Origin of the sequence: Defluviicoccus vanus (assembly GCF_014672695.1) — a bacterium.
In the GTDB taxonomy this organism is placed as follows: Bacteria; Pseudomonadota; Alphaproteobacteria; order Rhodospirillales; family Defluviicoccaceae; genus Defluviicoccus; species Defluviicoccus vanus.
This window is the reverse complement of record NZ_CP053923.1, coordinates 2,358,459-2,381,395: the sequence shown is the minus strand read 5'-3', so window position 1 is coordinate 2,381,395 and position 22,937 is coordinate 2,358,459. Positions and strand designations below refer to the sequence as shown.

Annotated in this window: 16 protein-coding genes; 8 read left to right on the top strand and 8 right to left on the bottom strand. The window is 64.7% G+C overall.

Annotated features, from left to right (window positions below):
• Positions 1–126: 126 nt before the first annotated feature.
• Positions 127–738, bottom strand: a complete 612-nt coding sequence (locus HQ394_RS20485) for a calcium-binding protein (RefSeq protein ID WP_263053717.1) — start codon at positions 736–738, stop codon at positions 127–129.
• A gap of 346 nt (positions 739–1,084) precedes the next feature.
• Positions 1,085–1,900 (bottom strand): tetratricopeptide repeat-containing protein, encoded by an 816-nt coding sequence (locus HQ394_RS21555; protein ID WP_456151585.1) that lies wholly within the window; start codon positions 1,898–1,900, stop codon positions 1,085–1,087.
• A gap of 705 nt (positions 1,901–2,605) precedes the next feature.
• Here HQ394_RS21555 and HQ394_RS10780 point away from each other — a divergent pair.
• Positions 2,606–3,430 carry an IS5 family transposase gene (locus HQ394_RS10780; RefSeq protein WP_190260252.1) on the top strand — a complete coding sequence of 275 codons (825 nt, stop codon included), beginning with the start codon at positions 2,606–2,608 and terminating at the stop codon, positions 3,428–3,430.
• 62 nt (positions 3,431–3,492) lie between these two features.
• Here HQ394_RS10780 and HQ394_RS10775 read toward each other — a convergent pair whose 3' ends face one another.
• A complete protein-coding gene (locus tag HQ394_RS10775) occupies positions 3,493–5,160 on the bottom strand; it encodes a SulP family inorganic anion transporter (protein ID WP_456151584.1) in 1,668 nt (555 codons plus the stop codon).
• Positions 5,161–5,476: 316 nt separating this feature from the next.
• Here HQ394_RS10775 and HQ394_RS10770 point away from each other — a divergent pair, with 316 nt between their 5' ends.
• Entirely contained in the window at positions 5,477–6,064 is a 588-nt protein-coding gene (locus HQ394_RS10770; protein WP_190260250.1) for a PadR family transcriptional regulator, read from the top strand.
• A gap of 985 nt (positions 6,065–7,049) precedes the next feature.
• Here HQ394_RS10770 and HQ394_RS10765 read toward each other — a convergent pair.
• From HQ394_RS10765 to ubiA, 4 genes are all read right to left on the bottom strand, one after another.
• A complete protein-coding gene (locus tag HQ394_RS10765) occupies positions 7,050–8,648 on the bottom strand; it encodes a lysine--tRNA ligase (RefSeq protein WP_190263261.1) in 1,599 nt (532 codons plus the stop codon).
• A 90-nt stretch (positions 8,649–8,738) separates the two neighbouring features.
• Complete coding sequence (locus tag HQ394_RS10760) at positions 8,739–10,262, bottom strand: UbiD family decarboxylase (protein ID WP_190260249.1); 1,524 nt, start codon at positions 10,260–10,262, stop codon at positions 8,739–8,741.
• Positions 10,263–10,353: 91 nt separating this feature from the next.
• Positions 10,354–11,022 carry a class I SAM-dependent methyltransferase gene (locus HQ394_RS10755; RefSeq protein ID WP_190263260.1) on the bottom strand — a complete coding sequence of 223 codons (669 nt, stop codon included), beginning with the start codon at positions 11,020–11,022 and terminating at the stop codon, positions 10,354–10,356.
• Positions 11,023–11,048: 26 nt separating this feature from the next.
• Complete coding sequence (ubiA, locus tag HQ394_RS10750) at positions 11,049–11,969, bottom strand: 4-hydroxybenzoate octaprenyltransferase (RefSeq protein WP_190263259.1); 921 nt, start codon at positions 11,967–11,969, stop codon at positions 11,049–11,051.
• Positions 11,970–12,094: 125 nt separating this feature from the next.
• Between ubiA and HQ394_RS10745 the strand changes: the two genes are divergently transcribed.
• Entirely contained in the window at positions 12,095–12,880 is a 786-nt protein-coding gene (locus HQ394_RS10745; RefSeq protein ID WP_190260248.1) for a 16S rRNA (uracil(1498)-N(3))-methyltransferase, read from the top strand.
• 2 nt (positions 12,881–12,882) lie between these two features.
• Positions 12,883–14,259, top strand: a complete 1,377-nt coding sequence (locus HQ394_RS10740; RefSeq protein ID WP_190260247.1) for a glutamate--cysteine ligase — start codon at positions 12,883–12,885, stop codon at positions 14,257–14,259.
• A 10-nt stretch (positions 14,260–14,269) separates the two neighbouring features.
• Here the strand turns inward: HQ394_RS10740 and tldD are convergent, their stop codons facing one another.
• Complete coding sequence (gene tldD / locus HQ394_RS10735; RefSeq protein ID WP_190260246.1) at positions 14,270–15,703, bottom strand: metalloprotease TldD; 1,434 nt, start codon at positions 15,701–15,703, stop codon at positions 14,270–14,272.
• Positions 15,704–15,939: 236 nt separating this feature from the next.
• Here tldD and metZ point away from each other — a divergent pair, with 236 nt between their 5' ends.
• The 4 genes from metZ to HQ394_RS10715 all read left to right on the top strand — a co-directional run bounded on the left by metZ (position 15,940) and on the right by HQ394_RS10715 (position 22,779).
• Positions 15,940–17,148: an O-succinylhomoserine sulfhydrylase gene (gene metZ / locus HQ394_RS10730; protein WP_190260245.1), complete on the top strand. Its 1,209-nt coding sequence runs from the start codon at positions 15,940–15,942 to the stop codon at positions 17,146–17,148.
• Between the two features lie 121 nt (positions 17,149–17,269).
• Positions 17,270–17,884 (top strand): DUF2760 domain-containing protein, encoded by a 615-nt coding sequence (locus tag HQ394_RS10725; RefSeq protein ID WP_223292086.1) that lies wholly within the window; start codon positions 17,270–17,272, stop codon positions 17,882–17,884.
• Between the two features lie 138 nt (positions 17,885–18,022).
• Positions 18,023–19,864: an Hsp70 family protein gene (locus tag HQ394_RS10720; protein ID WP_190260244.1), complete on the top strand. Its 1,842-nt coding sequence runs from the start codon at positions 18,023–18,025 to the stop codon at positions 19,862–19,864.
• Between the two features lie 95 nt (positions 19,865–19,959).
• Positions 19,960–22,779, top strand: coding sequence for a hsp70 family protein (locus HQ394_RS10715; RefSeq protein WP_190260243.1), 2,820 nt, complete (start codon positions 19,960–19,962; stop codon positions 22,777–22,779).
• Positions 22,780–22,937: the final 158 nt, after the last annotated feature.

Below are 22,937 nucleotides of genomic sequence, written 5' to 3'. Positions count from 1 at the left end.
TGGCCTAATTTGTCACCGCCATACACATCCGCCACCTCGCCACCTCGCCACCGCCCTCGCCGGATCCTGAGCACTGGGGCCAGAGACGCCCCGCCGAACCCCTCCCGGAAACCACCCACACCACCATCAAATCCAATCCGACCAAGCCGGGAAAACCCGAAAGCCCACGCTCGTCCCATCAGTCAGCGTCGCCCAAAATCTCAACCTCCCAGCCGGCGTCATGAATAAGACGGGATAGCGTGCTGGCATCGATGGCCGAAAGATCGATCTGATCACCGACGGCGGCACCGATACCATCGAAAGCAAGGATCGTGTCGTGGTTGGCACCGAGCGGCGAGTCGGTGACCACCGCGTAGATAAACTTGTCGGCACCGCCATTGAGCAGATCGGCGCCCCACCACCGGCGAGGGTGTCAAGTCCGTCGCCACCGGCAAGACTATCGTTGCCGACGCCGCCACGCAGCAGGTCTCCCCCTTCGAGGCCGAACAGCGTGTCGTTGCCTGTCCCGCCATCAAGCGTGCGGCTGCCGCCGGAACCGCTCAGACTGTCGTTGCCGTCGCCGCCGAGGAGGAGGGTATCGTTACCACCAGCGGCATCGATCAGATCATTGCCCGCACCGCCGTTGATGGAGTCGTTTGCGACTCCCGGGAAGCTCCCTGTCGGCGAGCGAGCGACCGTAGCGGAAACGCTGCCTGGCGTGATCGTTTCGTTGGCAGCTGTCCCGATGAATGTGGCCATTGTCATTTCCTCCTGTTGGTTGCGGGAGGCGACACGGCCCATCGCCCCCACAAGGCGACCGGACAATGCTTATAAATCAGGATGTTCAGCAACGAGACGGCGTTTACATGACGTTTACGTTATGCAGTCCTATCGTTGCGCCTCCGCAACCCCACCTGCAGGCCAGTATCGTCCGCGATCCCGAGTGTCACGGCATGGCGTGTTTCGGGATCGCGAGGCTGCAGGCGTCGCTCTCGGAGCGCGACCTCCTGCAGTCCGCCCTCGAAGCAAGGACATCCGAGCGCGACCGGTTGAAGCGCAAGTGGTGAAGGTCGCTCGACCGCCCTCCCCACGCCGCTGCGTTTCCTCAGGCGGACGCTGCTGCTTCGCCCACCGATCGGTGCAGAGCGTCCACCACCGTAATGTACTTCAAGGGTGGGTCCGCGAGCAGAGCAGCGAGCTTCGCGCGCTGTTCTCTGGAGGTCGTAACCATCCAGGACTCGGGCGCGATCGAGTATACGACCGTGTAGACTTCTTCTGCTTTTGCGTCCTGGCCCATGCCAAGATACGCCTCTGCCATCGAAGCCAAGACCCAGTACTTGCTCTTGAGGTACTGTACTTTCGCCCCGATGGCCGTTTCTGCCTCGGGGGCGGGGTTGGCGTCGAGCCAGCGCTCACAGATCGAGACGACCTCCTCACGCACCCGCCGAGCCTGGACAAAGTCGGCGATTGCGGCTGCACGCCGCAAGGCAACCGAAGAAGGGTCAGCCGACGTCCGTGCCAAGTCGAGGGCATGCGCCGCGCGGATGTTGAGCAGGAAAGCGAAATTGATCCCGTTGTAGTAGTCATTGCAGAGGTAAAATCCGCGTTCATAACTGCGGATCGCCTTGTCGAGGGCGACCTCATCCCTCGCTTTCTCCCACAGCCGCTTGTGGACCGCCCCNCAGAGACCGAGCGTTTCCGTATCGTTGGTGGTTCCGGGGTGCAGTTCGTAAAGCAGATCGCATGCCTCCCTGAGCGCGGCGATCTCCTTATCCGGCGAGTCCTGCTTCGCCTTGTAGGTCACCAACGCAAGGCGCTGGATGATGTAGGGCTCGTTCGGCCGCAACGCCCGTACCTCACCCAACAGCGTCTTCGCTTGCACGAAATCCTCTCGTTGTTGCGCCTCGTCCACCTTCTGCATCAGCGCGCTGTGCGTCTCGTCGGGGGACTTCCGTGCCNNGGCGGCGGCGGCGACGAGAGCCTCGACCGAGGGCGGGGAAGGCGGGGTCCCTTTGAGATCGTCCGGCAGTCGCAGGCGCCTGAGGCGCGGAAGAAAGGTGTAGACCGGGCTGTCGTCATCGGGTGGTGTCTTGGCCAGAAGCTCTGTGATCGCTCTTGTTAGCTCAGCCGTGAACCTCTTCGCCTCGCTCACGCCGATGTCTTCGCCGAGATGCTTATACTTCCGAATGGCAATTTGATTTATGTCGAACGGGAAAGTATACCCGTCCTCCGAAATGATGATGGTCGTCGAGGGACGCAGCGCGTGGCGAACGCCGAGTTCGTAGAAAGCGTTGCAGTTGGCGGTGGAGACATCGGCAATGACGACGTCTGCCGTCAGGATATTCAAATACATGGGAACGTTGATGTTCCCCGAGTGTGTTATCTCGTCGGCACGGGTGCATTGCAGCCCCGCGGCTTCGACCGCCGGCTTGATAAGGTTGTGGTAAGTCGCATTGAGGTTCAGCTTACGGCCTGTCGCGAAGTCGACCTTTGTATCGAATCCCATGACGACGAAGCAGGTTTTCATCATCTCGCAGTTCCCCCTTGAGAGCCCGGCCGAAAAAGAGTTGAGAGATTTTAGTGGGTTGTGATTCTGCCAGGTTGGCAGCAACACGGAGTCACGAAGATGCCCTGGACTGAAATCACTCGGCCGAAGTATCGGCGGGATGGACTGAAGTATGCAAGCGACACGACGGATGAGGAATGGGCGCTGATCGCGCCGTTGATGCCGGCACCGTGGCGGCTCGGGCGGCCGCGCGCAACAGCGCTGCGGGCGGTGGTCGATGCGCTGTTCTACGTCCTGTCCGCCGGCTGCCAGTGGCGGATGCTGCCGAAGGATTTTCCACCGCGCTCGACAGTGCAGGGCTACTTCTATCGCTGGCGCGACGACGGCACCTGGGGGCGGATCAACCATCACCTGCTGATGACCGCGCGTGAGGCGGCGGGACGGGACGCCAGCCCGTCGGCCGGGGTGATCGACAGCCAGTCGGTGAAAACGACCGAGGCCGGCGGGCCGTGCGGCTATGACGCCGGCAAGAAGGTCAACGGCCGCAAGCGGCACATCCTCACCGACACCCTGGGGCTGCTGGTGGCGGCGATCGTCCATTCCGCCGGCATTCAGGACCGCGACGGCGCGCCGTCGCTCCTCGCATCGATCCGCAGCGCGTTCNCGTGGCTGCGCCACGTCTTTGCCGACGGCGGCTACGCCGGTGAGAAGCTGCGGGCGGCGCTCGCCCGGCTGGGCCGCTGGACGCTCGCGATCGTCAAGCGCGCCGCCGACGCCGACGGCTTTCAGGTGCTGCCGCGCCGCTGGGTGGTCGAACGGACGCTCGCCTGGCTCAACCGCAACCGCCGCCTCGCCAAGGATTTCGAAAAGTCGATCGCCAGCGCCGAATGCTGGATGATGATGGCCAGCGTCAAACTACTCGCGCGACGTATCGCAAGAGGCTGAACAACCTATGCGATTCTGAGTCAGACACTCAGAGATGCCGGCAAGTGTCCACCCTTGCAGCGTCAACCCTGTCCTCGGCCGGTAACCTGCTCGGCGCGGCGGGCAAACGCCTCGACGCCAGAGGTTACGGTGGGGAACAGCAGGTTGTTGTCAGCTGACACCCGCTCCGAGACCCAATCGGAATTGAAGAAGCGCCTGAGCGACTGCTTTGCTCGCGCGTAGGCAAGGCTGATCCCCCGCGCCGCCAACTCTCTCCGAAGGGCATCGATCTTTCTCACCGCGGTGTAATCGACCACGTTGATCGGGCTGGCGTCGATCAGCACCCATTCGACCGGGGTCGGCGAGCGGGCGATCTGGTACAGCAGTCGGGTGCGGAAATAATCGCAGTTAAAGAACACCAGATCAGCATCGAAACGATAGATCAGCAGCCCGGGGATGGTCTGCACCTCGGGAAAGTCCTTAATGTCGTGGAAGCCGGCGATGCCGGCGGCCCGGCCAAGGACGGCATCGTTCGGCCGGGAAATGACCGACAGCAGCCAGACGACAGACAGGAGTACGGCGAGAATGACCCCGGTCAGCACGCCGAAGACGAGCACCCCCGCTGTCGTCGCCAGCGAAAANAGCAGCTCCCTGCGGCTCGCAAGCGCGAGATGGTGCACGGCGGTACGGTCGAACAGGCCGAAGGCGGAGACGATGATGATCGCCGCCAATCCGCTCAGCGGAAGGTGCGCTAGCGGGGCGGTTAAGAACAGCAAGAAGGCCAGCATCGCCAGGCCGGCAACGATACCGGCAAACTGGGTGCGCCCGCCGGTGGCGTAGTTCACTGCTGTCCGCGAGTCGGCTCCTGTGACCGGGAATCCCTGCGCCAAACCGGAGGCCAAATTGCAGGCGGCAAAGCCGATCAGTTCCTGGTTTGCATCGAGCGGATCGCCGCTGCGCTCGGCGAAACTCTTGGCGGTGAGTACACCGCTGGCAAAGCTGATCAACATGATACCGGCGGCATCACGCGCCAGTTGGAGCAGGTCGTCCCGCGCCAGCAGCGGCATCTGCAACTGCGGCAGTCCGCTCGGTACCGGTCCCAAGGTGGCAACGCCCAGGGCGGCCAGCCCGCCAACCTTCACTACGACGATGCCAACCAACGCGACCACCAGGGCGGCCGGCAGCCGCGGTGCGCAACGCATCAAGAGGATCAGCAGCAGCAGCAAGCCGCCACCCACCAGGAGCGTCGGGAGGTGCGTCGCCGACAGGTGGTGCACAACGCCGATCGATTGGGCGAGAAAGCCGCCTTTCGCCGCTTCGAAGCCGCACAGCCGCGGCACCTGGCCGACGAAGATCATGAGAGCGATGCCGTTCAGATAGCCGACGAGAATGGGCCGGGAGAGAAAGTTGGCGATGAACCCGAGGCGGAGAAATCCGGCGACAAAGTAGCAGGCACCGGTCATCAGCGTCAGCCCGACCATCAGGGACGCGTAGCGCTGCGAATCGCCGCCGGCAATCGCCGCGATGGCGGTTGCCGCCATGATGCAGGTTGCCGCGTCGGGGCCGGTAATCAGTTGCCGCGACGAGCCGAAGATGGCGTAGGCGAAGAGGGGAAAGATCGCCGCATAGATGCCGACGACGGCGGGAACGCGGGCGATCTCGGCGTAGGCGATGCCCACCGGTAGGGCGACGGAGGCGACGGAGAGGCCGGCAAGCAGATCGAAACGGAGATTGCGTCGCTCATAGCGCATGAGCGCGGCGAAACCGGGAGCATATCGGCCAACACGCTGCCACTCCGTCATCGCCATACCCCGCTTACATTGCCGCGTGTTCCGCCGCCCCTGAGCGTACGCCATTCGCGCTGCCGGCGGCACTCCTGCACTGCGGTCAACGGCGACGTCGCCCAGCCACATCACCACGCCTTTCGCGCCGTCCACTGCCTCGATGCGAGTGGCGCGGCGCCGGTCGCGTGGCTATGCCGGAAAAAACGGCGGACGGCCCTTGCCTTCGCGCATATTTCGATATATCTGTTATTTCGTTATATCGAAAATAACCAGGACAGACACTATGCACGATCGACATGACCATAGCCGATCCAAGCACGCGAACCATGACCGACGTTACGCCCGCGGCGAACGCGGCCAGCACGGATCGCACGGCGACCACGGACACCACGGCGGCGGCCGATCCGGCCTTCGCCGTTTCTTCGCCCACGGTGACCTTCGTCTGGTTATCCTGCATCTCATCGCCGAGAAGCCCCGGCATGGCTACGAGATCATCAAGGCCATCGAGGAGCGGGTTGCCGGCGCCTACAGCCCCAGCCCCGGCGTCATCTATCCGAGCCTGACCCTGCTGGAGGAACTCGGTTACGTAACGGTCAGCGCCGCGCCCGAGAGCAGCAAGAAGCTGCACGCGATTACCGCGCAGGGGCAGGCCTTTCTCGATGCGAACCGTCCGGGGCTTGAGGCTCTTCTCGCCCGCATGGATCAAGCGGGACGGGAACAGGCCAGCCCCGCACCGCAGATTCTCCGGGCGATGGAGAACTTGCAACTCGCGCTGCGGCTGCGGCTGGCGCGCCGCCCGCTCGACGAACAGCAAATCAATGACGTGGCCGCTGCACTCGACGCCGCGGCCGCGAGCGTGGGGCGGAGCTGAGGACACCACCTCCTCGCCGCTGGCATCCGAGACGCGGGTGCCGACGGCGAGAGCATCCAGGGCTGGAATGCAAGACGACGACCGGGGCGGGGATGGACTGTGCGCCGGACGCAGGATCTGGCCGTCGTGATGGAAGGGAGACTATGGAGGCCCGCACGCCACCACGTCTCTTCCGGCACCGATCGTGTGCGGTCGCGGCGCCGCCAGCTGCATAATATTCTGCTGCTGCCGCTGGCTCTGCAACGGGAATTCGGGTTTTCTCTCAATCCCAACCCGGTCAAGCAGGACTGTCGAGGCCGGCGAACGCTGCGGCGGCAGACATCCATCGGAATACGCCTAAAGGCTAATCCGACCTACACGGGTTGTGAGAGATAAGTCTGTAATCACCGTAGCATTATCTTGAGAGGCCAGGATAGCTGAAGGTGTATTCTGACGCATGTTTCGCCATGCGGTGACACTGCGTGAGCGCAGATTAAAGAGGCCTTGGTCGAGGTGGCCGACCCGCCGCCGGGCGCCGGTTAACGGGGCCACCTCCCGACCGACGCCGTCGCTACGAATACTATGGGCTCGCGCCGGAACAAGCACAACAGATTACGGCATTGGGCATCGTGCCTCCGCCGACGCGGGCACCCATCCGGACGACACATCCTGCCAATGCCATAGGCGAGAGTATGGGAGCCCGCACGCCCTCGCCACCTCGCTGCCGGCACCGATCGTGTGCGGCCGCAGCCGCCAGCAACACCAAATCTATACGTCGATGCGCGCCCCCCGTCCACACGAAGATGGACGCTGACTCTGCAGGCAAAGGCGCTCTGGCAGAGGGCGCCGACCACCTCAACGCCTGCTGCCGGCAAGCAGGCGCCGCATAACCCTTCGCCGCCCGATGCCGGCGCAGCTCAGGTGTCCTCTTCGGACCAGAGCACAAACAGTATACTACGCGCCGCTAGGCAACGAAGGCTCACCGCCTCGTCGCCCAATGCTTGCCTTATGTGGTTGCCGGGGCCGGAGACAGGGCGGCGCGGATCAGGGTTACCGACTCGGCGAGGCCATAAAGTGCGACGAAGGAACCCATCCGCGGCCCCTGCTCCTGACCGAGGAGAACCTGGTAAAGCGTCTGGAACCACGCCCGCAGGTCCCCCAGCCCCGGGTGGCGCTTGCCCACCTCGTAGATGGTGGTCTGGATCGTCTCGGCGCTGCTGTCCGCTGGCAGCGTGGCAAGACAGTTGGCGAGTTCAGCCAGCGCCGCGGCCTCCACCGGCGTCGGTGCGCGATAGCGCAGCGCCGGCTTCACCCGTTCGTGATAGTAGCGGATGGCAAAGTCCACCAGCGCCGCCAGGGCGGGGCTGCTTTCGGGCGTCACCCCNGGCCGGTAGCGGGACAGATAGTGCCAGAGCACCGCCGCATCCTCCGCATGACAGACGCTGGCCAGATTAAGCACGAGACTGAAGCTGGGCAGGCTTTCGGCCTGCGGAGGCCGGCCGGAATGAACATGCCATACCGGGTTTTCCAGTTGCGCCGGCAGCGACTGGGTGGCGAAACTGGCGAGGCTGGTATAGTAATCGTCCACCATCTTCGGGATAATATCGAAGTAGAGGCGCTTCGCTGATTTCGGCTTCTGGTACATGAAGTAGGCTAGACTTTCGGCCGGCGCATAGCGTAGCCAGTCTTCTACCGCCAAGCCATTGCCTTTTGATTTGGAAATCTTTTCGCCGTTCTGGTCAAGAAACAGCTCGTAGATCGAATTCAGCGGTGGCTGGCCGCCGAGATGGCGGCAGACCCGGCTTGAGAGCGTCACCGAATCGATGAGATCCTTGCCCGCCATCTCGTAATCGACAGCGAGCGCATACCAGCGCATCGCCCAGTCAGCTTTCCATTGCAGCTTGCAGTGGCCGCCGGTGACGGGTGTTTCCACCAGTTCGCCCGTTTCGTCCTCGTAAACGATGGTCCCCGCCGTCAGGTCGCGCGCAATCACCGGCACCTGCAGCACCCGCCCGGTCTTGGCGCAGACGGGCAGGAAGGGGCTGTAGGTGGCGCGACGCTCGGCGCCCAGCGTTGGTAGGATGACCTCGATCACCTCGTCGTAGCAGGCAAGGACGCGCAGCAGCGCCGCATCGAAGCGGCCGCTCATATACCAGTCGGTAGCGCTCTGAAACTCGTAGTCGAAGCCGAACTGATCGAGGAAGGCGCGCAGCCGAGCATTGTTGTGGTGCCCGAAGCTTTCGTGGGTGCCGAAGGGATCGGGAATGGCGGTGAGCGGCCGGCCGAGAAATTCTCCCAGCATCGCCTTGTTGGGGACGTTGTCCGGCACCTTGCGCAAGCCGTCCATGTCATCGGAGAAGGCGAACAACCGGGTCGGAATGTCGGACAACAGGGTAAAGGCGCGCCGGACCATGGTCGTCCGCACTACCTCGCCGAAGGTGCCGATGTGCGGCAACCCCGAGGGTCCGTAGCCGGTCTCGAACAGGACGTAGCCCTTGGCCGGCGGGGTATCACCCAGCCGCGCTAATAGCGCCCGCGCCTCCACGAAGGGCCATGCCTTCGCCGCAAGGGCCGCCTCTTTAATCCCGCCCGCCCGCTTAGGCAATTCGACTACGTTCACCCGCCGCTTCCTTTCCCGGCCTGCCCTGCAGGCGGCCAGTTCCCGGTTGGTCCTGCCACTCTTACGCCAGTTCGGCTAACGCCAGATCGTTTGACCGCTCCCGGGCAACCCGTAATCCGGCCACTTGCGGCTCACCTTCTCGATGATGTCGTCCGTCATCCGAATTTTGGTTCCCCACGGGCGGCTCGTTTCCGGCGGGATCTTCGCTGTCGCGTCGATCCCCATCTTGCTGCCGAGCCCAGACACCGGTGATGCAAAGTCGAGATAGTCGATCGGCGTATGCTCGATCATCGTTACGTCGCGCACCGGGTCAACGTTGGTTGAAATCGCCCAGATGACGTCGTTCCAGTCACGGGCATTGATGTCGGCGTCAACGACGATGACAAACTTGGTATACATGAACTGGCGTAGGTAGGACCAGACTGCCAGCATCACCCGCTTCGCATGCCCGGGATAGGCCTTGCGCATGGCGACAATGGCGACGCGATAGGAACAGCCCTCCGGCGGCAACCAGAAATCGACGATTTCGGGAAATTGCTGCGTCAGCAATGGTACGAATACTTCGTTCAGTGCTTCGCCCAGGATCGACGGCTCGTCCGGCGGCCGACCGGTGAAGGTGGAGAGATAGATGGCGTCGCGCCGCATGGTGATCGCGGTGACGTTGAACACCGGAAACGGCTCCACCGCGTTGTAATAGCCGGTGTGGTCGCCGTAGGGGCCCTCGTCACCCTCCTCATCGAGGGAAACGAAGCCCTCGATAACGATCTCCGCTTCCGCCGGCACCTTCAGCGGCACCGTTTTGCAGTCCACCAGTTCCACTTTGCTGCCACGCAGCAGGCCGGCGAACTGATACTCGGACAAGGTATCTGGCACCGGCGTCACCGCAGCGAGAATAGTGCCGGGATCGGCACCGATCACCGCGGCAGCGGGAAAGGGATCGCGGCGAAGCTCCTTCCAGCGGGCATGCTGCTGGGCGCCGCCACGATGCTTGAGCCAGCGCATGTAGGTGGAACGCGGTCCAGTCACCTGCATCCGATAGACGCCGAGGTTGAAACGATCGCGCTTGTCGCCGCTGCGGTCGTCGGCGGTGGGCCCCTGCGTCACCACCAGCGGCCAGGTGATCAGCGGCGCCGGTTCGCCCGGCCAGCACGACTGGATCGGCAAGTGGGCAAGATCGATGGCTTCGCCCTCCCACACCACCTCCTGGCAGGCAGCGCTGCCCACCGTCTTCGGCCGCATTGCCAGCACCGTCTTCAGCAGCGGGAACATATCCAGCGCTTCGCGCCAGCCGCCGGGCGGTTCTGGCTGGCGGAGAAAGGCGAGCATGTTGCCCACTTCGCGCAATTGCGCTGGCTGGCGGTTCATCCCCCGCGCCACNCGCTCCACGGTGCCGAAAAGATTGACCAGCACCGGCGTCGGATAGCGGCTGCCGTCGTCACCGCAGACGCACTCAAACAGCACCGCCGGGCCGCCTTCGGCGAGCAGGCGGGTCTGGATTTCCGTCATTTCCAGCACCGGCGAGACGGCGGTACGTACCCGCACCAGTAACCCGTCGCGTTCAAGCTGCGTCATGAAGTCGCGAAGCGAGCGGTAAGCCATGGGGCGTCCATCCGAATGCGGGAGGGCACACTCAATCGCAGCGGTGCCTAGAAATCAACCACCTGATCGCGGCACCGCCGACGGCGGAGGCTCAGAGAACCCGCCAGATGGTCGTTTCCTTGTGCGTCCGATCCTCCAGATCCAGCGACGTGGGCACGGTATAATCGGCCAGCCGTTGCAGACCGGCCGTTGGCAGATAGCTGCGGCCGGGGTCGGCGAGGAGAACCTCCACCCCGGCTTGCGCCGCCCGGCGCAGCCACGCCCAGACGCGTTCGGCCATGTCGCGCTCATAGCAGACATCGCCGGCGAGGATGAGGTCCCAGCGGTCGGCGGGGCCGGCGAGCAGGTCGTTGCCGTCGGCTTCGACGGTGGCAGCGTTGAGCTGCGCATTCAGGCCGATGGCGGCGAGCGCCATGGCATCCACGTCGTTGGCCGTGGCCAGGGCGCCGGTGCGATCGGCAGCGATGGCGACGACGCCGCTACCTGCAGCGAAGTCAAGGACGCGCCGTCTCTGAATTAGTTCCGGGTGATCGAGGAGGTAGCGGGCAAGCGCCTGACCGCCCGGCCAGCAGAACGCCCAGTAGGGCGGTGCTACATTCAACTGTTCAAGCACCGCCTCCGTCGCCTGCCAGATAGGGACGATCTCGGTTGCCAAACGCAGGCGCAGTTCCGGAACCAGCGGCGGGGCGACGATCTCGGTGTTGGCGAGGATGAAGGGGGCGAAATCGGTGCCAGGATCCGTCGCTGGGCTATCCGTCACTCGGTGACTCGTCGTCGGGTCATCCGTCACCCAGCCACCCGCGCCAAGACGGTGGCACCGAAGATGGCGAGGCCCGCCACCTGGTTGGATTTGAATTTGGCCAGACAGTCGCCGGCATCGTCGAAGTTCACCCGTTGCGCCTGCCAAGCGAAGTGGGCGAGAACCGGCGACAGCAGCAGCACGTACAGCCAGGACAAACCGGCGCTGAGGCCGGCGGCGACCATGGCGCTCCAGGCAACGGCATAGAAGGCGAGGATAGAGCGACGCGAGGCGGTGCCGAGGCGCAGCGCCGTCGACTTCACTCCGATCAGAATGTCGTCCTCCTTGTCCTGGTGCGCGTAAATGGTGTCATAGCCGAGGGTCCAGAACAGCCCGCCGAGGTAGAGCAGTACCGCCGGCAGCGCCAGTTCACCCCGCACCGCCGCCCAGCCGAGCAAGGCGCCCCAGTTGAACGCCAGACCGAGGATGGCCTGCGGCCAGTGGGTGAAGCGCTTGCCGAAGGGGTAAATGGCGACGACGAGGAGCGAGGCAGCACCAAGGCCGACGGCGAACCAATTGAACTGCAGTAGTATGGCGAGGGCGGCGAAACAAAGGGCAAGCATGAAGATCTTGGCGGCCCGCGGCGTCACCGTGCCACTCGGCAGCGGCCGGGTCGCCGTTCGCGCCACCTTGGCGTCGAAGTCGCGGTCAGCGAGATCGTTGTAGGTACAGCCGGCGGCGCGCATTAACGTCGCGCCAAGGGCAAAAAGCAACAGCAGCCAAGGGTCGGGCAAGCCGGGCGAGGCGAGCGCGATGCTCCACCAGCACGGCAGCAGCAACAACCAGATGCCAATGGGACGATCGAGCCGCGCCAGGCGGAGAAAGGGTCGCACCCTGGCCGGCACCAGTCGGTCGACCCAGTCGCCACGGCGAATGTCGCTTGCTCCGATCACCGCGTCGTTCTCCATCGCTCCCTCATTGGCCGTCTCGCCCCAGACCATCTCACCATCGCCAGCAGAATAGGCCAAATGCCAAGCTGGTAGGCGAAATTCACGCCGCGTACTCTGGTCAAACCTTCAAACGGTGCGGGCAGATGCCACGGGTTCGCCTCTTCATCGATCAGCCATTCCTTGCGTCCGGCGCGGCGATCGAGATCACCGGCGGTCAGGCACATTACCTGGTCGATGTCATGCGGATTGCCGTTGGCGGCGAGGTGAGCGTCTTCAACGGCAACGACGGCGAGTGGCGCGCCTGCCTGAGCGAGCGGGCGAAGAAAACCTGTACCCTGCGGCTGGAGAGCTGTCTGCGGCCACAACAAACCGAACCGGGGCCGTGGCTCCTCTTCGCTCTGCTGAAGCGCGACTGCACCGACCTGGTGGTGCAGAAGGCAACGGAACTGGGAGTCGAGCGGCTGCTGCCGATCATCACCCGGCACACCGGTGCCCACTCCACCAACTCGGCTCGGCTGCGGGCGATTGCGCTCGAAGCGGCCGAACAATGCGGCCGTCTGACAATACCTCCGGTGCTGCCGCCCGCACCGCTGGCAGGCATCGCCGCCGCCTGGCCGCCAGAGCGGCGGCTGCTGGTGATGACGCCCGGCAACACAGGCATTCCCTTTCGCGAGTTGCAAGCCACATGCTTGGGTGCGCGCGGCACCGAAACGGACGTGGCGGCGGACCTGGCACCGGGGATCGTGATCGGACCGGAAGGCGGGCTCGCCACCGCGGAGCTTGACGAACTGGTGGCACTGCCCTTTGTTACCGCCGTTTCGCTCGGACCGCTCGTCCTCCGCGCGGAAACTGCCGCCATTGCGGCTCTCAGTTGCTGGCAGGCACTGGCAGGCGGTTGGGCCGGTCAGGCGGCCGAAGGAGTGCGTTAAGCATGTCATCGCCACAAGACCTGGGCACTGCGGGCGAGATGCCGGCGGTAGAGAAACAGGCGCTGGTCGCCTATCTGGAAGCCGGCTGCAAGCCCGCCAGCGACTGGCGGATCGGTACCGAACACGAAAAGCTCGCCTACCGCCTCGACGACTACCGGCCGCTACCCTATGAGGGCGATCGCAGCATTCGCGCCGTCCTCGAAGGTCTGGTGCGCTTTGGCTGGCAGCCGGTATTGGAGGACGGCAATATCATCGCCTTGACCGACTCGCGTGGCGGTTCGATCACGCTCGAACCGGCTGGTCAGCTCGAACTCTCTGGCGCGCCATTGAAGAATGTGCATCAAACCTGCGCCGAGATCGGCCGTCACCTGCGGCAAGTGAAGGAAATCGGCGCCGAACTCAATCTCGGTTTCCTCGGCATCGGCTATCAGCCGAAGTGGCCCTTGGCGGATCTGCCATGGATGCCGAAGGCACGTTACGACATCATGCGCAATTACATGCCGAAGAAGGGCAGCTTGGGTCTGCACATGATGCAAGCCACCTGCACCGTGCAGGTGAACCTCGACTTCGACAGTGAAGCATCGATGGTACGGATGTTCCGTATCGGTCTCGCCCTGCAGCCGATCGCCACCGCCCTGTTCGCCAATTCGCCCTTCCGCGAAGGCAAACCCACCGGCTATCTGTCGTATCGCAGCCACATCTGGACCGATACCGACCCTGACCGCTGCGGCGTCGCTCCCTTCGTCTTCGATGAGGGGTTCGGTTTCGAGCGCTATGTCGATTACATGCTCGACGTGCCGATGTATTTAATCAAGCGCGATGGCCGCTACATTGATGTCTCCGGTCAGTCCTTCCGCGCCTTCATGGCCGGCCGGCTGCCGGGTTTGGTCGGCGTCTACCCGACGATGACCGACTGGGCCGATCATCTCACCACCGCCTTTCTCGAAGTTCGCCTGAAGCGTTTTCTCGAAATGCGCGGCGCCGATGGTGGCCCGTGGAACCGGCTGTGCGCATTGCCCGCCTTCTGGGTCGGCCTGCTCTACGATAGGGTGGCGCGCGACGCCGCCTGGGACCTGGTCAAGGACTGGACAGAGGAAGAGCGGGCGACGATGCGCGCCGATGTGCCCACCCATGCCCTGGGGACGCCCTTCCGCAATCGCACCGTGCGCGATCTGGCGCTGGAAGCGCTGCGAATTTCCCACCAGGGACTATGCCGCCGCCACATCGAGGACAAGCTCGGCCGCGACGAGACCATGTTCCTGGCACCACTGTTCCAGATCGCCGAGGCCAACTTCACCCCGGCGGAAGACCTGCTCTGCGCCTTCCGCCGCCGCTGGGACGGCTCGGTCGATCCGGTCTTTCGCGAGTACGCCTACTGAGGCACTCCCGCTACAGCGCCGTGCCGCCGACGGTGAGGCGATCGATCAGCAGCGTCGGCTGACCCACACCCACCGGCACCGATTGCCCATCCTTGCCACAGGTGCCGATGCCGCTGTCGAGGCGGGTATCGTTGCCTAACATCGATACCCGCGTCAGCACCTCGGGGCCGCTGCCGATTAGCGTTGCCCCCTTAACCGGCGCGCCGATCTTGCCGTCTTCGATCCGATAGGCTTCGGTGCAGGTGAAGACGAACTTGCCCGAGGTGATGTCCACCTGACCGCCGCCGAAGGCAACGGCGTACAGCCCGTTCTTTACTGACGCGAGAATCTCCTCCGGCTGGTGCTTGCCGGCCAGCATGTAGGTGTTGGTCATCCTCGGCATCGGTCGGTGGGCGTAGCTCTCCCGTCGGCCGTTGCCAGTGGTCGCCAAGCCCATCAGCCGTGCGTTCATCCGATCCTGCATGAAGCCCTTCAGCACGCCATCCTCAATCAGCACCGTATTAGCCGACGGCGTGCCTTCGTCGTCTATGGTCAGCGAGCCGCGCCGATCGGCGATGGTGCCGTCGTCGACGACGGTGATCCCCGCCGCGGCAACCTTCTGTCCGACCAGACCGGCAAACGCCGAGGTCTTCTTGCGGTTGAAATCGCCTTCCAGCCCATGGCCGATCGCTTCGTGCAGGAGGATGCCCGGCCAACCCGGCCCGAGGACCACCGGCATTTCTCCGGCTGGTGCCGGCACCGAGTCAAGATTGACCAGCGCCTGGCGGAGCGCTTCGTCGATGGCGCCACGCCAGACTGGCTCACTGACGAAAGGCGCGTAGGCGCTGCGGCCACCGGTGCCGTAGCTTCCCGTTTCCAGCCGATCGCCATCGCCGGCGATGATCGTTACCGACAGTCGCACCAGCGGCCGGATATCGGCGACACGGTGGCCACTTGGCCGAACCACCTGCACAGCTTGCCAGGAGCCGGCCAGCGAGGCGATCACCTGACGGACGCGCGGATCCCGTTGGCGGGCGTGCGCGTCGATCTGCCGCAACAGCGCCACCTTGGCCTCGAAAGGCATTGAATCCAGTGGATTGTCCGGGGCATAGAGACTGGCGTTGGTCCCCGGCGGCGGCGGCGCCAACCGCACCGAGGTATCGCCGCGCACCGCGCGCACAGTGGCACTGGCGCGCTTCAACGCGTCTTCCGACAGGTCGGCGGAATGAGCGAGCCCGGTAACCTCGCCCATGACCGAGCGCAGGCCGAAACCGAAGCTGGTATTGAAGCTGGCGCTTTTCAGACAGCCATCATCGAGAACAAAGCTTTCCGATTGCGCGTATTCGAGGAACAGTTCGCCGTCCTCACATCCTGCCAGCGCATCGTCGACAATGCGCTCGACGCGCCGTTGGTCCAGATTGGTGCGACGGTAGAAAAGATCGTCGGTGGTCATCAGCGCAGTCATCGGCGTTTGGCGTCCTTGCGTTCCGGATCAGCTGGTGGCGGGCCTGTGAGCGATAGTTCGGGCGACAGTGTGGGCAACAGCTCCGCATCTCGATATGGGATCTTGACAATCGCACGTCGAGCCGCGCATTGGGCGGCAGGGCCACGGAGCGGCGGCGCAGCACCGCCGATCCTCAGCCCAGGACACCCTAGGCAACCGATCGCCTGCCTTCGGCGATTGGCGAACAGGATGGCACGATGACAACGAACGCACGGCAAAACAAGCAATGGCGTCCCGCCACCAATCTGGTGCGCGGCGGTCTTCAGCGCTCGGGCTTCGATGAAACCTGCGAGGCGCTGTTCCTGACCTCCGGCTTTGTCTACCAGAGCGCCGAAGAGGCAGAGCAGACGTTCAAACAGGAAATCGAACGCTACCAGTATTCGCGCTTCGGCAATCCGACCGTGCGTATGTTTGAGGATCGGCTGGCGCTGATCGAAGGGGCGCCGTTTTGCCGCGCGACCGCCACCGGGATGGCGGCGGTGTTCGCGGCATTAGCGTGCTTTCTGCGTGCCGGCGACCGCATCGTCGCCTCGCGCGCGCTTTTCGGCTCCTGCTACCACATCGCCTCGGTCATTCTGCCCACATATGGCATCAGCGCCGATTTCGTCGACGGCACCGATCTCGACCAGTGGGAGGCCGCCCTTAGCCGTCCGGCGGCGGCGGTGTTTCTTGAAACTCCCTCCAATCCGATGCTGGACATCATCGACCTCGCCGCAGTGAGCACCATGGCACACGCCGCCGGCGCCCGGGTGATCGTCGACAATGTCTTCGCCACGCCGCTACTGCAGCACCCGCTCGAATTCGGGGCGGATGTGGTCGTCTATTCGGCCACCAAGCACATCGACGGCCAGGGCCGCTGTCTCGGCGGGGCGATCCTCACCGCCGACCAGAGCTGGTTTGAAACCTCGCTGATCCCTTTTATCCGCAACACCGGACCGAGCCTGAGTCCTTTTAACGCTTGGCTGATGGTCAAGGGACTGGAAACGCTGGACCTCCGGGTCCGTCGTCACTGTGAGAACGCCCACACGGTGGCCAGCTTCCTCGAAGGTCACCCGGGAGTGGAACGGACGTTCTTCCCCTACCTTGCCTCGCATCCACATCACGCCCTAGCGCGCCAGCAGATGAGCGACGGCGGCAGCATCGTCACCATCAACGTCCGTGGCGGCCGGGCGCAGGCGTTCGGCTTCCTCAATGCCCTCAATCTGATCGACATTTCCAACAACCTGGGTGATGCCAAGTCGCTTGCCACCCATCCGGCGACAACGACGCACCAGAAGCTGACGGTCGAGGAGCGGGCGCGTCTCGGCATTCTTGAGGACACGGTGCGGATATCGATCGGACTGGAAGACGCCGAAGACCTGATCGAGGATTTGGACCAAGCGCTGACCCGCGCCGCCGGCGGCTGAACGGCTCCCGACGTCGCCGGTTTGTCTCTTGCCAAACCGGCGAATCTGTGCCCTTTGCCACCTCGCCCATGGCGCCACGCCAGAGGTGCGCCCCGTCAATGAGCGAAGAGACTTGGGAACAATGCGCGTCGTCACTCTCATCGCCGCGGTCGTCGTCGTTGCGCTGCTGGCGCTGACGATGGTCCCCCAGACAGCCATCTATCAGCCGCAACTGATCATTGGCGCCTTGGCAGCGGCCGTCGTCGCCTTCCTGTCGGCGCTGCTGCAACGTCCCGGCAGCGCCAGCCCGGCCCCCGTGGTCGCCGAAGCGGCCCGTCCGGTGGCGCCGCCGCCACCAGCCGCCAAGCAGGCGGAGGCGGAGGTGGTCAGCTTCCTCGCCGTGCTGCAGGACAAGGGGCGGTTGGTGGATTTCCTGATGGATGACATCAGCGCCTACAACAACGAACAGGTCGGGGCCGCCGCCCGCGTCGTCCACTCCGGCTGCAAGGCGGCGCTGCAGGACCACATCCGTATCCGTCCCGTCCGCGATGAGAAAGAAGGCGCCCGCATTACCGTCGCTCCCGGCTATGCCGCGGACGAATATCGCCTGATCGGCAAGATCAGCGGTGAGCCGCCCTTTTCCGGCACGCTCATTCACCGCGGCTGGAAGCCCGAGTCGGTCAAACTGCCGCGGGTTTTGCATAGCGGTGGTGACCGGTTGCCGACCATTGCGCCGGCCGAGGTGGAGCTTAAGTAACTCCGGCTGGATCAGGTGCGGCGCCGGCATAAGCTTGCTGCTCGCGTGCCACCTTCCCGCCGCACCTATTTCTTACCGGCGCAACTTTCAGTATCGGCCACAACACTATTTCCTAGCACCTGCGGATCATTGCACACCATGACTCACCGTTTCAGCCTCGGCATTGATCTCGGGACCAGCAACAGTGCCATCGCGGTCACCGACCTGGAGAGTGATACGACCGAGCTCGTTGAGGTAGCGCAGGTCCTGCGTCCCGGCCAGATCGGCGACATCGCAACGCTGCCGTCGGCGCTTTACGTTGCCCACCCGGACGAGTTTCCCGCCGACGCATTCACCTTGCCGTGGAACGAGAGCGCTGATCGGCTGGTGATCATCGGTCAGTTCGCCCGCGACCACGGTGCCCTTGTCCCTGATCGCCTCGTGACCTCCGCCAAGTCCTGGCTGTCGAACCCGCACATCGATCCGAAGGATCCGGCGCTGCCGTGGAAGTCAGAGATCGAAGAGAAGAAGCTGTCTGCCTTCGACTGTTCGCGCCTCTATCTGCAGCACATCCGCGACGCCTTTCGCCACGGCGAGGCGGCGAAAGCCAAGGGCTGGGAACTGGCCGAAGGGCAGATCGTCCTCACCGTCCCCGCGTCCTTTGACGACGTCGCCCGCAATCTGACAGCGGAGGCGGCGGAGGCAGCCGGTCTCGGCAAGGTCACTCTGCTCGAAGAACCACAGGCGGCCTTCTATGCCTGGACCCAGCACGCCGGCAAGGAATGGCGGACGCAGGTGAGCCCGGGCGACATCGTTCTCGTCTGCGACGTAGGCGGTGGCACGGCGGACTTCAGCCTGATCGCCGTCAACGAGACGGACGGTGAGCTGGAGCTGGAGCGGATCAGCGTCGGCGAGCACATCCTGCTCGGCGGCGACAACATGGATCTGGCCCTCGCCTACACGTTGCGGGCGAAGCTGGAAACCGAAGGCAAGTCGCTCGACGCCTGGCAGTTCCTCGCCCTGGTCCACGCCGCTGCGAAAGCCAAGGTGGCGCTGTTCGACGACGCGGCTCTGGCCGCCGCACCAATTGCGGTGCCCTCGCGGGGGTCGAGTCTGTTCGCCGGCACGGTTGCCACCACGCTTGAGCGTAGCATGCTGGAGCAGGTGATCCTCGACGGCTTCTTCCCCAAGACGGCGGTGAGCGACATGCCGCGGGAAGGGCGCCGGGTCGGCCTGCAGGAGTTCGGCCTGCCTTATGCGGCTGATGCGGCGGTCAGCCGCCATCTCGCCCGCTTCCTCAGCCGCAGCCTCGCCAACGTCAAGGCGAGCGAGAAGCTGGCCGCCCTGGTGGGCGCAGCGGCGGATGCGAAGGATTTCCTCGCCCCCACCGCGGTGCTGTTCAACGGCGGTGTCTTCAAGGCGGCGGTGATCCGTGAGCGCATCTTGGGCCTGCTCACCGCCTGGAACGATGGCAAGCCGGTGCGCGAGCTGCAGGGGTTTCAGCCCGATCTGGCGGTGGCGAAAGGAGCCTCAGTCTACGGTCGCAACCGGGCTACCGGCAAAGGCATCCGGATCAAGGCGGGCGCGGCACGGTCCTACTACATCGGCCTCGAATCCTCGATGCCGACGGTACCGGGGTTCACCCCGCCGGTGAAAGCGGTATGCGTCGTCCCGCAGGGAATGGAAGAGGGCTCGCAACTGGTGATCGAAGGCAAGGAGTTCGGCCTCATCACCGGCCACCCGGCGGAGTTCCGCTTCTTCTCCTCGGAAGTCCGCAGTGGCGATACGCCGGGCCAGATCCTTGCCGACGCCGAAGGGGAACTGGAAGAGACGAGCCGGCTGGAGGTCAATCTCCCGACGCTCGACGATCTCTCGACCGGCCCGGCCGTTCCGGTGCAGATCAATCCGGTGATCACCGAGCTTGGCACGCTCGAATTGTGGATGAAGCACACCAAGTCGGATCGGCGATGGAAGGTCGAATTCACCGTGCGGACGGAGTAGCGGGTCTGGCGCTTGCCGCCGGCTGCTGCCCTTACCTCGGCCGACGTCGATGCCGACGACGCCACGGCGATCATTGATCCGGCCGCGCGGTAACGATGACGCAGGCCCGCTTCAGCATCGGCATTGATCTCGGCACCACCAACTCGGCGCTGGCGTTCGCCCCGCTCACAGATGGGGACGCCGCCGCCGAGGTTCTCCCCATCGTCCAGTGGGATTCACTAGCAAGCGTCGCCGAAGCGACCACGCTGCCTTCCTTCCTCTATCTACCGGAAGAAGCAGCGGCGAGCCAGCTGCAGGGCCGCCGCGGCCAAAGCGGTGAATGGATCGCAGGTGCCCTCGCCCGCAAGCGGGCGTCGGAAACGCCAGGACGGGTGGTTCATTCTGCCAAGTCCTGGCTCGCGCACCACAGCGCCGATCGCGCCGCGGCGTTTCTCCCCTGGGGCTCTGAGGACATCGACGAGCAGCGGAAGATTTCCCCATTGCGCGCCTCGGCGCTGATCCTCAACGCCCTGCGCGGTGCCTGGAACGATCGTTTCGCCAATGCCGGCGTCGACTTCCAGTTCGATCTGCAAGACATCACCATCACCGTTCCGGCGTCTTTCGATGCCGCAGCACAGCGCCTGACGCTGGATGCCGCCGCCGAAGCCGGCTATCCTGCCGGCGTTCGCCTGCTGGAAGAATNNCCACAGGCCGCCTTTTACGCTTGGCTTGAACGCCACGATGCGACCGCCGATCTGGCAGCGAAACTGCCGCCCACCACCGGCGACGCGCCGCATGTGCTGGTGGTGGATATCGGCGGCGGCACCTCAGACTTCAGCCTGTTCGAGCTGGGTGGCGAGACCGAATCGGCGCCGGCGATTCGGCGCGTTGCGGTCAGCGAGCATCTGCTGCTCGGTGGCGACAATATCGATCTGGCGCTTGCCCACTTGGTGGAAGGCCGCCTCGCCGGCGATGAGGAACATCTGGTCGGCAGCCAATGGCACCACCTCGTCGCCCGCTGCCGCGACCTGAAGGAGCTGGCGCTGGCGGCGGAGGCGACGGCGGATACACTCTACCCGATCGCCATTCCGGCGCGTGGTTCGAGCCTATTCGCCGGCTCGGTCGCAACCCAGGTGTCGCGAGGCGAAATCGACACAGTGCTGTTCGAAGGCTTCTTTCCCCCTGCGCCGCCGATGAGCGGCCGCCGGCGGACGCACGCAGCGCTGAAGGAATGGGGCCTGCCCTTTGCCACTGACAGCCGGGTGACCCGGCACCTGGCCGAGTTCCTCGCCGGCCGGCCGCGCGTCGACGCGGTGCTGTTCAATGGCGGCTCGCTGTACCCGAAAGTGCTGCGCCAGCGGCTGGCCGACGCTATCGCCAGTTGGCAGAATGGCGCGGTGCCGTTGCTGCTCGACAACCCGTCGCCGGATCTGGCGGTTGCCCGCGGTGCCGCCCGCTTTGGCAAGCTGATCGCCCAGAAGGCGGAGCGGATCGCCGCCGGCGCGGCGCGCGCGGTGTTCATCGCCGCCCACAGCACGCAGCGTGTGAGCGGCGACGGTGAGAAGGACCCGTCGCTGATCTGTATCCTGCCGCGCGGCGCTAATCCCGAAGACAGCTTCGATATCAGCAATCTGGCGCTGGAACTGCGGGTCAATCGGCCGGTGCGCTTTCAGGCTTACTCTTCCACCCGCCATGGCGACTGCCGGGCCGGCGATGTCGTCGCCTGGAATGCCCGCGACTTTCACCCGCTGCCGCCGCTGGAGACGGTGGCGAAGGCAGTCACGAGCGGACACGGCGACGCCCTGCGCTCGTTGCCGGTGAGCCTGCGCGCCCGGATCAACGACCTCGGCCTGCTGCAACTTGCCTGCGTCAGCACCGAGCCGTCCACCGACCCCGCTCAGCCGCAATCATGGCCACTGGAGTTCAACTTGCGTCCGCAGGATGTCTCCGCAGCACTCCTTGCCGTCAGCGCCGCGGCTGTGACAGCCAATGTCGATGCCCGGAGCCTTACCGCCGGCATCGAGGCGATTGGTAACGCCTTCGCCCGCAGCTATCAGCGCGACAAACTGACCGCGACCCGCTTGTTTCGAAGTCTTGAATCGGCGCTCGGGCTGGCGCGTGCCGATTGGAACTGGATGCTCGTCCGCTCGCTGTGGCCGGCTCTGGAAGACTGCCTGCCACAGCGCGCTGCCTCACCAGATCACGAGGAAACGTGGCTGATCATCGCCGGTTTCCTGCTGCGACCAGGTTTCGGCGCGCCGCTGGACGATCTGCGCCTGGACGGGCTGTGGCGTTTGCGCGAGGCCGGGCTTGCCTTTCCCGGCAAGCGTAGCCGGCTGCAGGAACACATCCTATGGCGGCGGCTGGCCGGCGGACTTTCCNCCGAACGGCAACAGCGAATCCTGGCGCCGGAGCTGGCAAAGATCCTGGCGCGGAGCAAGCTGACTGCGGAGCTCGTCTATCTCGCTGGCAGCCTAGAGCGCATCGGCCACGACACCAAAGCGGACCTGATCCGGGCGTTCGTTGCCATGACCATCGAGCTGGCGACGCGACAACAGCACTGTGCTCCCTATCTCACCGCCCTCGGCCTGCTGCTCAACCGCTCACCGCTCTATGCCGGCCCGGAAGCGGTCGTCTCACCGGAGCTGGTGGAAGAAGCCTACCAGGCACTCACGGCGCTGGACTGGTCCGATCCGAGCTTGGCGGACATTCACAGCCTATTTCTCCGCGCCGCCCGCGTCGTCGACAACCGCGTCCTCGACCTGCCGAAGTCGTTGCGCGGCCGGATCGCCCGCCGGCTGGAGAAGGCGGGGGTCGCCNCCCTGCGCACCGCTCGCCTGCGTGAGTTCCTGCCGATCGAACGCGCCGAACGCCTCGGCATTTTCGGTGAGGCGCTGCCGCCCGGGCTTCTCCTTGCGGCGACAAGCGAGGGCTGAGGCAGCTTCTCGCGCGCCACAGATCAGCACCGCGTGGGTTCCTCTTGACGCCTCCTGCGTACCCGTGCGTTACTTCCGCCGGCTTGAGGGGAGCTTTCCCTGCCAACGTGTTGGCCCTGCCACGTTTAGGGAGGGGTGCGCGATTGCCCGGCAGCTTG